The 14,793-nt window shown below is 54.8% G+C and carries 13 protein-coding genes; all 13 read right to left on the bottom strand.

Features of this window, described 5'->3' with window-relative positions:
- Positions 1-61 precede the first annotated feature (61 nt).
- Positions 62-1,447 carry a bifunctional threonine/serine APC transporter ThrP gene (gene thrP, locus ACOTXD_RS18185; protein WP_023315180.1) on the bottom strand — a complete coding sequence of 462 codons (1,386 nt, stop codon included), beginning with the start codon at positions 1,445-1,447 and terminating at the stop codon, positions 62-64.
- A gap of 198 nt (positions 1,448-1,645) precedes the next feature.
- Positions 1,646-2,386 (bottom strand): lipopolysaccharide N-acetylmannosaminouronosyltransferase, encoded by a 741-nt coding sequence (wecG, locus tag ACOTXD_RS18180; protein ID WP_045332951.1) that lies wholly within the window; start codon positions 2,384-2,386, stop codon positions 1,646-1,648.
- A gap of 12 nt (positions 2,387-2,398) precedes the next feature.
- Entirely contained in the window at positions 2,399-3,751 is a 1,353-nt protein-coding gene (gene wzyE, locus ACOTXD_RS18175) for an ECA oligosaccharide polymerase (protein ID WP_023323983.1), read from the bottom strand.
- The gene (locus ACOTXD_RS18170) at positions 3,748-4,827 is read right to left on the bottom strand and encodes a TDP-N-acetylfucosamine:lipid II N-acetylfucosaminyltransferase (RefSeq protein ID WP_032608216.1); all 1,080 of its coding nucleotides are present in this window, start codon (positions 4,825-4,827) and stop codon (positions 3,748-3,750) included. Before ACOTXD_RS18170 ends, wzyE begins: the two co-directional genes overlap by 4 nt.
- On the bottom strand, positions 4,824-6,074 hold the full coding sequence (gene wzxE / locus ACOTXD_RS18165; protein WP_061856859.1) for a lipid III flippase WzxE: 1,251 nt from the start codon (positions 6,072-6,074) through the stop codon (positions 4,824-4,826). The genes ACOTXD_RS18170 and wzxE overlap by 4 nt, the downstream gene beginning before the upstream one ends.
- A gap of 1 nt (position 6,075) precedes the next feature.
- Positions 6,076-7,206: a dTDP-4-amino-4,6-dideoxygalactose transaminase gene (gene rffA, locus ACOTXD_RS18160; RefSeq protein ID WP_032608214.1), complete on the bottom strand. Its 1,131-nt coding sequence runs from the start codon at positions 7,204-7,206 to the stop codon at positions 6,076-6,078.
- Between the two features lie 4 nt (positions 7,207-7,210).
- On the bottom strand, positions 7,211-7,888 hold the full coding sequence (rffC, locus tag ACOTXD_RS18155) for a dTDP-4-amino-4,6-dideoxy-D-galactose acyltransferase (RefSeq protein ID WP_032608212.1): 678 nt from the start codon (positions 7,886-7,888) through the stop codon (positions 7,211-7,213).
- A complete protein-coding gene (wecC, locus tag ACOTXD_RS18150; protein WP_045342691.1) occupies positions 7,885-9,147 on the bottom strand; it encodes a UDP-N-acetyl-D-mannosamine dehydrogenase in 1,263 nt (420 codons plus the stop codon). The genes rffC and wecC overlap by 4 nt, the downstream gene beginning before the upstream one ends.
- Complete coding sequence (gene wecB / locus ACOTXD_RS18145) at positions 9,144-10,274, bottom strand: non-hydrolyzing UDP-N-acetylglucosamine 2-epimerase (protein ID WP_032608211.1); 1,131 nt, start codon at positions 10,272-10,274, stop codon at positions 9,144-9,146. Before wecB ends, wecC begins: the two co-directional genes overlap by 4 nt.
- A 56-nt stretch (positions 10,275-10,330) precedes the next feature.
- Positions 10,331-11,377, bottom strand: a complete 1,047-nt coding sequence (wzzE, locus tag ACOTXD_RS18140) for an ECA polysaccharide chain length modulation protein (RefSeq protein WP_017383601.1) — start codon at positions 11,375-11,377, stop codon at positions 10,331-10,333.
- A gap of 17 nt (positions 11,378-11,394) precedes the next feature.
- Positions 11,395-12,495, bottom strand: coding sequence for a UDP-N-acetylglucosamine--undecaprenyl-phosphate N-acetylglucosaminephosphotransferase (wecA, locus tag ACOTXD_RS18135; protein ID WP_022650161.1), 1,101 nt, complete (start codon positions 12,493-12,495; stop codon positions 11,395-11,397).
- A 242-nt stretch (positions 12,496-12,737) separates the two neighbouring features.
- Positions 12,738-13,997: a transcription termination factor Rho gene (rho, locus tag ACOTXD_RS18130; RefSeq protein WP_001054528.1), complete on the bottom strand. Its 1,260-nt coding sequence runs from the start codon at positions 13,995-13,997 to the stop codon at positions 12,738-12,740.
- A gap of 341 nt (positions 13,998-14,338) precedes the next feature.
- A complete protein-coding gene (trxA, locus tag ACOTXD_RS18125) occupies positions 14,339-14,668 on the bottom strand; it encodes a thioredoxin TrxA (protein WP_006812392.1) in 330 nt (109 codons plus the stop codon).
- Between the last annotated feature and the right edge of the window lie 125 nt (positions 14,669-14,793).

Genomic DNA, 14,793 nt, shown 5'->3' with positions numbered 1-14,793 from the left:
CGCTGTCTAGTGCTTTTTTGAAAAAAATGCGCATTTGGTTATGGTTTGCACATTTTGCCGCTTATTCCTCCACTTTATGGGCGGAGCCACGGCGACCCAGGCCAAAAAGTTTATATGCAGCTGTGACGGCAGCCAGGAAGATCATCCCGACAAACAGCGACATGCGGGTATCTTCATTAAAGTACATTCCAATTAATACGCAAATCAGGAACGCCATCGTCAAATAGTTCGCATACGGGAACAGAATGGAGCGGAACGGATGGCTGGCGATCGCTTTTTTGTGCGCCTGCCGGAAACGCAACTGGCTAATCAAAATGACAAACCACGGTACCATCCCCGGCAGCACGCTGGCGCTATAGACGTAAACAAACACGCGCTGCGGATTTGGGATGATATAGTTCAGGCAAGAGCCAATCAGCAAAATCACAATCGACACCGCTACGCCCGCCACCGGTACACCTACGCGGGAGACTTTGCCCATCACAGCCGGCAGCTGTTTGTTTTGCGAGAGCGCGTAAAGCATACGCCCACAGCTGTACATTCCGCTGTTACAGCCGGAAAGCGCCGCCGTCAGTACCACAAAGTTGATAATGGCGGCTGCCGCCGTGATGCCAATCTTAGCGAAAGTTAAGACAAACGGGCTGCCGGTGGTGCCGATCTCGTTCCATGGGAAAATGGTCACGATAACGAAGATCGCGCCCACATAGAAAATCAGGATACGCCACAGCACCTTGCCTACCGCGCTACGCAGTGTGACCTGCGGGTTTTTCGCCTCACCGGCGGTAATGCCGATCAGCTCAACGCCCTGATAGGAGGCGACAACGATACAGAGCGCCGTCAGAAAGCCCTTCCAGCCACCCGCAAAGAAGCCGCCGTGCCCGGTCAGGTTACCGAAACCGACAGCGTGCCCGCCGTTACCGAAGCCAAAGAAGATGACACCCAGACCCACAACAATCATCACGATGATGGTGGTAACTTTGATCATCGCAAACCAGAATTCGATTTCACCGTAAAGACGAACGGCGGCAAGGTTCGCCAGCGCCACCAGCCCTACGGCAATAAGCGCAGGTATCCACTGGGCCATCTCCGGGAACCAGAACTGCACGTAGACCCCGATGGCGGTGATCTCCGAAATCCCGACGGCCATCCACATAAACCAGTACGACCAGGCCGTGAGATAACCAAAGAACGGGCTCATATACCGGTGGGCGTAAACGGCGAAAGAGCCCGTTACCGGCTCCAGGAACAGCATTTCGCCCATTGAGCGCATGATGAAGAAGACGAACAGTCCGGCAATAATATACGCCAGCAGGACGGAAGGCCCCGCCCATTTCAGCGTGCTTGCCGAGCCCATAAACAGGCCAACGCCGATAGTCCCGCCCAGCGCGATCAATTCAATATGTCGAGCTTCCAGCCCACGCTGAAGCTCCGGTTTTTTCTCTGCCATAATTCCTCGGTTGTGTTTGCTGTTTCCCGACTTATTGCCGGGTATTGTTTTTGAGGGGTACTGAAATACGGAGCGAATGGTTTCTTAAATTCTGGCAAATGGCAAACAATGCATTAAAAAAATGAATGCATTGCACAGAAATTCAGCAGCTTTGCAGGGGGCGTTGCAGCGCGAACAGCAGATCGCGCTGCATATTGATTACATTTTCCCGGTGTAGTGCCAGGCGAGGTAGCGCAGAAGACGGATCTGTCGTTTGATTCGTGTCGGTTGAGAAAGCAGGCGGTAGAGCCACTCCAGCCCCAGGTTTTGCCAGACTTTGGGCGCACGCTTAACGTGGCCGGTAAAGACGTCGTAGGTGCCGCCGACGCCCATATAGAGCGCATCCGGGCTGACCAGACGGCAATCGCGCATCAGAATTTCCTGGCGCGGCGACCCCATGGCGACAGTGACAATTTTCGCCCCACTGTCGCGTACGCGCTCATATAACGTCTGGCGATCTTCCGGCCTGAAATAGCCATCCTGACTGCCCACGATGTTAACATTCCACTGGTTACGCAGCTTTTGTTCGGTCTGCGCCAGCACCTCTGGCTTGCCGCCGATCAAAAATACCGGTGTGCCTTCAGCGCCTGCGCGTTCCATAAGCCGCTCCCAAAGGTCAGCTCCCGCCACGCGAGACACATTAGCGTCTGGAAACTTTTTACGAATTGAACGCACCACGCTAATACCGTCTGCGTATTTAAACTCCGCGGCTTCAATCAGGCTTTTCACTTCCGCATTATCTTCAACCGCCAGCATTTTTTCTGCGTTGATGGCCACAAGCGTGCCCGATTTCATCTGCCCGTCCGCGAACAGGAAATCCAGCGCGTGCTGCATGTCTCGCCAGCCAATCAGCTGTAGCCCGCGCAGCGCATAACGCGGGGCTGAAGTTGTATCCGTCATGATAATCCCTACTCAGACTTGCGACAGCGTTGTGCTGCCCTGTGGCTCACGTCTGTGCACAAGCCCTGCACTGTCAAACAACCAGTACAGCAGTTTTGCCAGCAGCAGACAGAGTCCGAAAACGACCATAAAGAACACCACGCGTGAGACGAATGAATCCAGCCCCTCGCGCGCCAGAACGATCATATTGAAAATGGCACCGAAACAGAAACTGTGCAAAACAGCGGCTTTGTAGCGGTTGGTCTCTTCGTTACCCAGCGTATATAGCCAGTCGAACCATTTTATTATCAACCCGACCGCGATCGCGCCCGGCAGGATAAACCACGTTCCGCCCATCACTACCAGCGAGCCAATCAGGGTTGGGGAAATCGCCAGGCCCGAATGGTTGTTCAGCACTTCCCAGGTAAAGTAGTTCGCCGTGTTCAGGACAATACCGGGACGGTCAGGCCACAGCCACGTCGGTATAAAGACATAGAAATCGCGAACAATCGGCGCCAGCCCCTGGAATTCGATTTTGTCGTAGTTTTGCAGCAGCAATGCCAGGTTTTCCCACGGCGAGAAGGTGTCGCGCGTCAGATACAGGAAGGTATAAAACGCTTCGTCGCCCGCCACGTTCAGTCCGTAGCGCTTCAGCGCCAGCCAGAACATCCCCACAATGCCAAAGACGCCTGCCGCCGCCAGCATCCACAGCGAGATCCAGCCGCGAATAATGCCGATAAACAGGAAAATCGCGAAGGCGATAATGATGTTGGCGCGGGTGCCGCCGACGATCATGTAGGTCAGAATGCCAAATGCGACGGTGCTGACCAGGAAGAACAGCCAGGCTTTGCTGTCCTGACGCAGGAAAAAGACCACCAGCATCGCCGGAATGAAGAAATAGAAGAAACGCTTGAGCGCGACACCAGAGACTTCGGCGGAGAAAATCTGGCTATAGGACTGTAACTTAAACAGTAAAAAGCCGTTATGCATGAAGAAGATCGCCACGCTGACGAGGGCGATGGTCATCAGCATAACCCACGTCAGATGGGTTTCTACCCGGTTCATGGTAAACAGCGGACGACGGGGTGCGGTGTCTTTCGCCGCGCGCAGGCGCGTTTTATAGGTGACGTAATACACCGCGTAGAAGCAGGTCGCAGAGAGCAGTGCCTGCAACAAGATTTCCGGCGGAGCGACGCCAACATCAAAGCGGAACACGAGGATGCTGGTCAGCGGGAAGCCAAAGAAAAAGGTCAGCAAAAACAGCAGCGAGAAGAAAACGTTGAAGTTAAAACGTACGCGCCGGAACTCAAACCAGGTGAGCGTGGCGATAAACAGCGTGCTCAGCAGCCAGACCACCAGCAAGCCGCTAAATTGCAACTGGCTCATGCGTTGTCTCCTGAAGCAATACGCAGCGCGTGGTGCCACGGCGTGAGGTAGTTCGGGCTGAAAAAGTCGATGCTATTTTTATCCACCAGCGTGAGCTGACGCTGCGCTTCCCGTACGACCTCGACATTAAGCGTGTCAGAGGTAAACAGCACCGGAATATGCTGTTCGGCCATGTCCTGCCAGAACGGGTTTTCGCGGTTGAGCACGCACGGTACGCCCGCCTGAATCAGCAGACACAGCGTACCAATCCCCTGCTGACGGGCAAAGATGAAATAGCCCAGATCGCATTTTCGCAGGAGCGCGAGATAGTCATCAAATTCCAGCTTATCGTTGAGAATGTGCAGATTTTCCGCGCTAAACAGCGCAAGCCCCTGCTGGCGAACGTCATTGATGTAGGCGTCGTTATTGGCGGGATAGCCCATCGGCACCACTACGTTCACCGTATCGCCAAACTGCTGATGCACCGCCCGCAGCGCCGCGACATGCTCGTTACTGCGATCGCCGGAATTTCCCACCAGGATGGTCAGTTTGCCCTCACGAACCGCGTCATTCGCCAGGGTGTTCAGCGCAGGATCCATACGGGTCGGAAAATAGAGCAGCTCCCCGCGAACCTTCGGGTGCTGTTTAGCAAAATAGTTGAGATCGCCACGGGTAGCAAAAACGCAGCCCACGCGCGCCTGGGCCAGACGACGCAGCGGATAGAAAAGACGGAATTTCCAGCCACGGGAGACTTCGTAGAGATCCGCTCCCCAGATATGCCAGCTGAACTGGGAAGGTTTTATCCCGCCGCTTAACAGCGCCAGCCACAGGCCAGTATTGAACTGTCCGTGGAAGAAGAAACGCTGGCTTCGGTCCGCTTTAGCTTTCGCGACAACGGCTTTGGTCAGCGCCGCTTTGTCTGGCCAGAAGGTGATGTGCAATGCCGGACACGCCGCGCTCAGACCGTTATCGCGTCCAACGACCATAAACTCGCGCGCATCGGGCGTGCCGGATGCCAGTTCATCATTGAAGAAACGTAGAACGGTCTGGTTGTGATGCGGGATATCCGATCCCAGTATGTGTATCAGTGCAGTCATGCGCGTTTACGCCAAAGTAAAAATACGCCGCAACAGGCAGCGAAATAAACGATATAAGTTGCCATATAGGCCTGAGCCGCCCCCAGCGCACCGTGGGTGGGGATCAGCCAGTGAGAAAATGCCGTCAGCAGCGCAAACTGGCCGATCTCTGCCAGGATATACAACCGCAGCGAAGCCTTCGCAATCACCAGATAGCCGAAAACGTATGCCCCCACTTTCAGCACATCGCCGACCAGTTGCCAGGCAAACAGATCGCGCATGGCGGTAAACTTCGCCGAAAACAGCAGCCAGATGGCGAAATCACGCATTAACCAGACGGTAAAGCTGGCGATCGCAACCGCCGGCAACACAAAACGCAGGGAGCGAAAAATCTCGCGGGTAATATCCTGCCTGGAAGTCAGGCGCGATAAGGTTGGCAGCAAATAGACGCTAAAGGAAGCCGTAATAAATTGGAGGTAAGCATCTGAAATACTGCTCACGCCCTGCCAGATCCCCACTTCATCCCAGCTGTAATGCGCTGCCAGCAGGTTTCGCATCATCACGTAGGCAACGGGAAGCGTTACCGAAGTGATGAGCGCCATCAGGGTAAACTTACCGAGCTGCCCCGCCAGCATCTTGTCCCACTGCGGTTTCAGGTAACTCAGCGGGACATTGCCTCTGCGCATCAGCATAAACGCAGCCGGAATGACAACGAGCGCAGGCACCAGCGCCAGCCCCAGCAGCGCGCCTTCATAGCCGCCCAGCCGATAGCAAAAGTAGTAGGCGATAACGCCGATGATGCTGCCGAGGATCAGCGCCAGCGCATTCCCGGCGGCATCACGGAAGCCTTTCATCAGCGCCAGCAGCAGGTTCGCCCAGGCGATCCCCATCTGAACCAGCGCCACCAGGCGCACCAGCCCCTGATAATGCGTGTGTCCGAACAGCCCCTGGCTGATGGGTGCCGCCGCCAGCAAAAAGACGACGGCCAGCAACGTAGAGAAGCCCAGCACCATAGCCGAGGAGGTGCCCACCACCGTGCGGAGCTTTTCGGCATCGTCATGATGCTGCGCGACGTATTTGGTGACGCCATTGAATATCCCGGCTCCCGCCAGCACGCCAAGCACCGTGACCAGCTGGCGGAAGTTCCCTGCCAGCCCAACGCCTGACGGACCAAATGAGACGGCCAGCAGCTTGACGACCAGTAACCCGGCGCCAATTTTTACTAGCGTGGACGCTGCCGTCCACACCGACGCTTTTGCCAGAGACATATCAGGCGAAATAACTCAGAAGCGAATTGATCACCGTACGCTGGTTCACCGGCGCGAGGTTGTAGAACAGGGGCAGGCGGAGCAGACGTTCGCTCTCTTTGGTGGTGTAGCGGTCTTCACCGGCAAACATCCCGAAGGCTTCGCCAGCCGGGCTGGAGTGCAGCGGAATATAGTGGAATACCGCCATAATTTCCGCCTCTTTCAGCCAGGCAATCAGCTTGCTGCGATCGTCGTTATCGCGCAGCTTGATGTAGAACATGTGAGCGTTGTGGATACAGTCTGCCGGAATAGTCGGCAGTTCAATACGTCCGGCTTTTGCCAGCGGCTCCAGCGCGTCGTAGTAGGTTTGCCACAGGGAGAGGCGTTGCAGATTGATTCGCTCTGCCGCTTCCAGCTGCGCCCAGAGATACGCGGCCTGCAAATCCGCCATCAGGTAGCTTGAGCCGATATCGCGCCAGGTGTACTTATCCACCTGACCGCGGAAGAACTGGCTGCGGTTGGTCCCTTTTTCACGGATCACTTCCGCACGCTCCACCAGGGCACGATCGTTAATCAGCGTCGCGCCGCCTTCGCCGCCTGCGGTGTAGTTTTTGGTTTCGTGGAAGCTAAAGCAGCCGATATGACCGATGGTGCCCAGCGCGCGACCTTTGTAGGTGGACATCACGCCCTGCGCGGCGTCTTCCACCACAAACAGGTTGTGCTTTTTGGCGATGGCCATGATGGTGTCCATCTCACAGGCCACGCCCGCGTAATGCACCGGCACAATCGCCCGCGTTTTGTCAGTGATCGCCGCTTCAATCAGCGTTTCGTCGATGTTCATGGTATCCGGACGGATATCCACAAACACGATTTTCGCCCCGCGCAGGACAAACGCGTTCGCCGTGGAGACGAAGGTGTAGCTCGGCATGATCACTTCATCGCCAGGCTGGATATCCAGCAGCAGCGCCGCCATCTCGAGCGATGCGGTACAGGACGGCGTCAGCAGCACCTTGGCACTGTGAAAACGTTGCTCCATCCACTGCTGGCAGCGGCGGGTAAAACCGCCGTCGCCACAGAGCTTGCCGCTGCCCATAGCCGACTGCATGTAATCAAGTTCAGTGCCCACAACGGGAGGCGCGTTAAATGGAATCATCTTGTCACCTGTATAACCAGTAGGCGGTGGCGTCGATGCTGGCACCACTCGCAATATAACGTTTAAGCGCAGCGGTGTTGCCCATCTGGGTTGCGACCCGCAGCGTCGATACCTGTTGTTGCTCCGCCCAGTGCAGCGCCGCCTGCATGAGTTTCTCGCCCATGCCGCGCCCGGCTAACAATCCGATGCGCGCCTCGTGCTCGGTGAGCCTGCGAAGCGAAACAAAACCCTGAATCTGTCCCCCGTCAGTACGGAACACCAGACAGACGTGGTCAAACGTGCCTTTGACCGCATTCTCTATCCACTGAGCATAAAAGCGACCGCTGTCATCGGGCGCATACCAGGGCGCCCGGAAACGGCTCTGAGCGAAGGCCAGCGCCGCCATCTTGCGCAGCGTGGGGATATCCTGCTCCGTTGCAATTTCCGCGCCCGGTGAGGCGTAGCGCGCCACGGTAACAGAGAGATCAACCTCGCCCTCGACCAGCCGGAATCCGTGCTGCTGGAGGGCGTCCAGCAGATCGGCGCGGTCCGCCGGGATCTTAGCCTGTACGCGCTGCCAGGCGCTGAAGTCTGCATCCTGCAACGCAGGGGCATTGTCGTGCAGACGCACTATCGCTGAGGGACGCGCAAAAAATGCGCTTTCCCACTCAAGAGACTCCAGCACGCCGTTGAGGATACTCAACGCCACACGCCTTTGGTATCAACAACATACTGCTGACGTACGGCATCACCGGAGACCGCTTTAAACGCATTGTGATCCACCAGCAGCACCAGCACATCCGCCGTCGCCAGCGCGTCATCCAGGGCGGTAAGGGTGCAGTGACCGGCAAGTTTTGCCGGCAACGCATGAATATTCGGCTCAACCACCAGCGTTTCACCGCTGTGCCAGGCAGCGATCATTTCGGCAATTTCCATCGCCGGGCTTTCGCGCAGATCGTCAATATTCGGTTTGAATGCCAGACCAAAGCAGGCAATTTTCAGCTCACTGGCGCGTTTGCCGCTGTCGGCCAGGCAATCCGCGACCGTGGCTTTGACCTGGTTGATAACCCAGTGCGGTTTATGGTCGTTTACTTCGCGCGCGGTGCGAATCAGGCGTGCCTGTTCCGGATTTTGCGCCACGATAAACCACGGATCGACCGCGATGCAGTGCCCACCCACGCCCGGCCCCGGCTGAAGGATGTTCACGCGGGGGTGACGGTTGGCAAGGCGAATAAGTTCCCAGACGTTAATCCCCTGATCGGCGCAAATCAACGACAGTTCATTCGCAAACGCGATGTTAACGTCGCGGAAACTGTTTTCGGTCAGTTTGCACATCTCGGCGGTGCGGGAGTTGGTCACCACACATTCGCCTTCAAGGAAAATTTTATACAGCTCGCTGGCGCGCGCGGAGCAGACTGGCGTCATGCCGCCAATCACGCGGTCATTTTTAATCAGTTCCACCATCACCTGGCCTGGCAGTACGCGCTCAGGGCAGTAGGCGATATTGATATCGGCCTGGTCGCCCACCTGCTGGGGGAAGCTAAGATCGGGACGCGCCTCGGCCAGCCACTGTGCCATCTGCTCGGTTGCCCCAACAGGTGAAGTGGACTCAAGGATAACCAGCGCCCCTTTCTTCAGCACAGGCGCAATGGATTTTGCCGCCGCCTCGACGTAAACCATGTCAGGCTCATGATCGCCTTTAAAGGGCGTTGGAACCGCAATCAGGTACGCATCGGCTTCTACCGGCGTGGTGCTGGCGCGCAGGAAGCCACCGTCCACCGCCTTTTTCACCACGCGATCGAGATCGGGCTCCACGATATGAATTTCGCCACGGTTGATGGTTTCCACCGCGCGCGCGTTGATATCTACGCCAACGACCTGCTTTTGACGAGAGGCAAAGGCCGCCGCAGTAGGCAGCCCGATATAGCCAAGACCAACAACAGAGATGGTAGTAAAACTCATAGCGTTACCCGATTGTGTTTAAGTGCGTGCAAAATACGACCACAAGCCTGCCCGTCACCGTACGGATTGTGGGCCCGGCTCATCGCCTGATACTCTTCATCGTCATGCAGTAAGCGCGTGACCTCTTCGACAATACGACGCGGATCCGTTCCCACCAGACGTACGGTACCAGCAGTGACCGCTTCCGGGCGTTCGGTGGTTTCACGCATCACCAGTACCGGCTTACCGAGTGAAGGCGCCTCTTCCTGAATGCCGCCAGAATCGGTCAGGATCAGCCAGGCGTGGTTCATCAGCCAGACAAATGGCAGATAGTCCTGCGGCTCGATCAGGAGCACGTTTTCCACGTGACCCAGGATACGGTTGACCGGTTCGCTGACGTTCGGGTTGAGGTGCACCGGATAGACAATCTGCACATCCTCGTTCTGCGCGGCGATTTCAGCCAGCGCGTGGCAGATTTGCTCAAAGCCACGGCCAAAGCTTTCGCGGCGGTGGCCCGTCACCAGAATCGTTTTCTTGCCGTTGTTCAGGAACGGATAGCGCGCAGCAAGTTCTGCCTGAAGCTCGCTGTTAGCCAGCACGCGGTCACGCACCCAAATCAGCGCATCAATGACCGTATTGCCGGTGACGAAGATCTTGCTGTCGCTGATATTTTCGCGCAGCAGGTTTTGGCGTGAGTTCTCGGTTGGCGCAAAATGGTACATCGCCAGGTGACCGGTGAGCGTACGGTTGGCCTCTTCCGGCCACGGGGAATAGAGATTACCGGTACGCAGACCCGCTTCAATATGACCAACGGGGATACGCTGATAGAACGCGGCCAGGCTGGTTGCCACGGTAGTGGTGGTGTCGCCGTGCACCAGCACTACATCCGGCCTGAACGACTCCAGAATAGGCTTTAATTCTTGCAGAATACGGCAGGTTATTTCCGTCAGTCCCTGTCCCGGTTTCATTATATTGAGATCGTAATCCGGGACGATAGAAAAGAGGGTTAAGACCTGATCGAGCATCTCACGGTGCTGGGCAGTCACGCACACTTTCGCTTCAATATCAGGATCTCTGGCCAGCGCATGAACCAGAGGCGCCATCTTGATGGCCTCCGGCCTGGTGCCAAATACGGTTAGTACTTTCACATCGATTCTCTTCGATTAGACGATGAAGGTCACAGCCTTCATCGTAGACGGCGTTCTTAGTTTGTGCGGCGACGCAATAACGCTACGCCAGCGCCAGTCAGTGCGCCCACAATCCCCCACATGATCATCAGGAATGCGCGACGCGGACTATCGCGTTTTACAGGCTCTTCAGGCGTTCTTAAATAACGATAGGTCTGAAAACGCGGGTCCAGCGTTGGACCGACGTTGAGCGTATTGAGCATGGCGCGATTTTGGTCGTAATCAAGGTCAAAGTCAGGGCCAACGGCCTGGATATTTTCCAGACGAGCCTGAAGCATTGGGCGACCAAGAAGGAACATTTCTGAATCCGGGAGTTCGTCCGCCGGAACATCCGTTTCGCTACGGGAAATATTGTGCTGTTCCGCAATCTTCAGCGCCTGCTCAAGATTATGCACGCGACGGGCGAAGATGGCCTTAGCGACCTCTTCCTGACGTTTGACCTGCGCTTTCATCTGGATAGTGCGCGCAGCCCAGGCGCCTTTTAGCTCGTCATTCAAATGACTGGCCGCGCGCTGGCTGGCAAAAGCAACGTACTGACGCAACAGGTTATTGGCGTCCGGCGCCGTTTCCGCAATCAGCTTCACGCTGTCGCTAACGTTACGAAGCACATCGCCAGGCATAAACTGAATGTTATTAATCAGATCATCCAGCAGCGCGGCATCCGCTTTGCTGTTACCGACCATGCGCTGCTTGTAGTAGTCCGTCTGGGACCAGAAATCGCGACGTGTATCCCACGACGCCAGCTGCATCACAAACTCTTTGTAGGATTCATCCATCACCGAGGCCTGATCCGGGGTCGCCAGATTGGCCTTGATATCAAGATTACGCAGGAATTGCTGCTGGGAGTAGTAGCCTCCAAGCATATTCACCGTTGGTCGGTCTGTGATCGCCGTGGCGCTCCACTCTTGTTTTGCAAAGAAGGTGTAAGCAAGCGCTAACAGCGCGAACCCCAGGGCAATCCCTACAATCCACAGTTTGCCCTGCCATAACACGCGAAACAAACCACGAATATCCAGCTCGTTCTCAGTGCCCACTGATTTCGCTCCCGCCAACGGTTGAGTCATCATAGTCCCGGTTTTACTTAGTTAATGTTGTGTTTTTTGCCACTGTTCCGACGCATCCTGCGTTTTAAACGTTTAATAAAACGCGCGACTTTCCATGCTCGCTTGATGCAGTAACCGTACATGAAAAATGCTAGCAAGAATAATACCAACATTACCCATTCAGGAATAAAATGTGCGTATTCCGCGGCAACGCCAATCGCAGCCAGAATAGCAGCCGCAAGCGTAATCAACACAAATGCCTGACGAGACGTGAAGCCGGCGCGCATAATCAGGTGGTGAATATGCTGCCGATCGGGAGAAAACGGGCTCATCCCTTTACGCAGACGGCGGTACATAATAGCGACCATGTCCATCAGCGGGATGGCGATAATCCAGAGGGCCGTTACCGGGCTGATAGGGTGCGTTTTACCCTGCGTGGTTTCCAGCAGGACCCAGATAACCGTAAAGCCAATCAGGGTACTGCCCGCATCGCCCATAAAGACTTTATAGCGACGCCCTAACACACCCAGGTTCAGGCAGATGTATGGCAGGATGGCGGCAATCATAGCAAAGCACCACATTGACAGGCTGTACTGGCCGTCAAACCATAAGATGATGCCGATCGCGCCAAACGAAACAGAGGACAGCCCACCAAGCAGACCGTCGATACCGTCAACCATGTTAAAGGCGTTGATAGCCGCCCACACGGCAAACAGCGTCAGGAAGAAGCCGAATGGCCCAAGCACCAGCTCCCAGGGACCAAACACGTAGCCCAGGCTTCTGAGATAAAGGCCGCCTACCACCATCATAATGATGCCAATGGCCGCCTGTACCGTCGCGCGGAACTTCACGCTGATATCAAAACGATCATCAAGGGCGCCGACCAGTACCAGCACACCGGCACATGCCAGATAGAGTGCGGCATGGGGGATATAATAATCCGCGATCCCGAATGTGAAACAGATGCCTGCGTATACCGAAATGCCGCCCACCAGCGGAATAAGCCCCTGATGACGTTTACGGAAGTTCGGTTTGTCCACTAACCCAATTCTTTTTGCTACCTTGCGCGCAATGAACAAAAAACAGGTTGTGAATAAAAAAATACTGATCAGCTCAGTTACTGCAGTGAGTAGATTCACAATGGATTGCTCTCAACAAATGTTAGTCCCGGAAGTATAACCATGAAGCCTCTGCCTCAGAAGGATTAAAGATGGCTTCTCACAACTCCCTTTGTATGTTTTTCAATCAATTATTTCTTTGACTGTGCAAACATTCTTATTGTCGCACCGACAGGTCAAAATTGGGAGTGTGTGGTAATAGCGTATAGTCCATAAATAAAAAACGCCACGTAAAAACGTGGCGTTTACTGGGATTATTTGCGTTACGAGCGTTTCATCATGTCGAAGAAATCGTCGTTCGTTTTGGTCATCGCCAGTTTGTTGATGAGGAATTCCATTGCGTCGATTTCGCCCATTGGATGGATGATTTTGCGCAGGATCCACATTTTCTGAAGCTCTTCCTGAGTGGTAAGCAGCTCTTCTTTACGGGTACCGGAACGGTTGTAGTCGATCGCCGGGAAGACGCGTTTTTCTGCGATTTTACGAGAAAGGTGCAGTTCCATGTTGCCTGTACCTTTGAACTCTTCGTAGATAACTTCGTCCATTTTGGAGCCGGTATCGATCAGCGCCGTCGCGATAATGGTCAGGCTACCGCCCTCTTCCACGTTACGCGCCGCACCGAAGAAACGCTTCGGACGATGCAGGGCGTTGGCATCCACACCACCGGTCAGTACTTTACCGGAAGCCGGCACCACGGTGTTGTAGGCACGCGCCAGACGGGTGATGGAGTCGAGCAGGATGATCACATCTTTCTTGTGCTCAACCAGGCGTTTCGCCTTCTCGATAACCATTTCCGCAACCTGAACGTGGCGGGAAGCAGGCTCGTCGAAGGTAGACGCAACCACTTCCCCTTTCACCAGACGCTGCATCTCGGTCACTTCTTCCGGACGTTCGTCAATCAGCAGCACCATCAGCACACAGTCTGGGTGGTTGTAAGCAATGCTCTGCGCGATGTTTTGCAGCAGCATGGTTTTACCGGCTTTTGGCGGCGCTACAATCAGACCACGCTGGCCACGACCAATTGGCGATGCCAGATCCAGCACACGCGCGGTTAAGTCTTCAGTAGACCCGTTACCACGCTCCATGCGCAGGCGAGAGTTCGCGTGCAGCGGCGTTAAGTTCTCGAACAGGATCTTATTGCGGGAGTTTTCCGGTTTGTCGTAGTTAACTTCGTTAACCTTCAACAGCGCAAAGTAGCGTTCACCCTCTTTTGGAGGACGAATCTTACCTGAAATGGTGTCACCAGTGCGGAGGTTGAAACGGCGGATTTGGCTAGGGGATACGTAGATGTCGTCAGGGCCGGCGAGGTAGGAGCTGTCTGCGGAGCGGAGGAAACCAAATCCGTCTTGCAGTATCTCCAGCACACCGTCGCCAAAGATATCTTCGCCACTCTTAGCGTGCTGCTTCAGGATGGCGAAAATGATGTCCTGCTTGCGCATACGAGCCTGGTTTTCCAGTCCCATATTTTCGCCGAGAGTGATCAGCTCAGAAACCGGCGTATTCTTTAATTCGGTAAGATTCATAATGGTGTGGGTTCTTAAACTCGGGGTGATTCTCGAACTTAATGTTGTGAATGGTATGGCAGGGTCATCCATGCCTGTTTAGCGGCCATCACCTCATGTCTGTTCGCTGTCTGGTCACAGGGAAAGAACGCAGAACTGAAACGACAAGACGGATTGAGTGACAAGCCCGGAATCTAGCAACTTCACGCACTGTTTATGTTAACAACGGGAAGTATCGGGTAAAACAAGATTCAAACAACAAGATATGTTTAAAACGTAGTCATAGCTAACTTAGCACGCCTAAAGCCGGGCGTCCAGATCTCGCCGTTAATTAGGCGCTCTGGACGCTCAGCTGAGAAACCTTACGCCAGGTTAGCGTCCAGGAACTCTTTCAGTTGACCTTTGGACAGTGCGCCCACTTTGGTCGCTGCCACGTCACCGTTCTTGAACAGCAGCAGGGTCGGGATGCCACGGATACCGTATTTTGGCGCGGTGCCCGGGTTCTGGTCGATGTTCAGCTTGGCAACGGTCAGTTTGCCCTGATATTCGTCAGCGATTTCATCCAGAATCGGAGCGATCATTTTGCAAGGACCACACCATTCAGCCCAGAAATCAACGAGGATCAGCCCGTCAGCTTTAAGTACGTCCGTGTCAAAACTGTCGTCAGTCAGGTGAATAATTTTATCGCTCATATATAACTCCACAGGAATAAGCCTGGTACGTTGGTTTTGTCTCCACCAACGACGTGTTGATGTCGCATTAACCAACTAAAGGTTGACTTTATTTCACCGGATACGCTTTCGTAAAGCAATAGTAA

It is taken from the genome of Enterobacter cloacae complex sp. CDL013, from assembly GCF_049238805.1.
GTDB lineage: Bacteria > Pseudomonadota > Gammaproteobacteria > Enterobacterales > Enterobacteriaceae > Enterobacter > Enterobacter hormaechei_C.
Note: the sequence above shows the minus strand (reverse complement) of the source record. Positions and strands in the feature narration are given on the sequence as shown.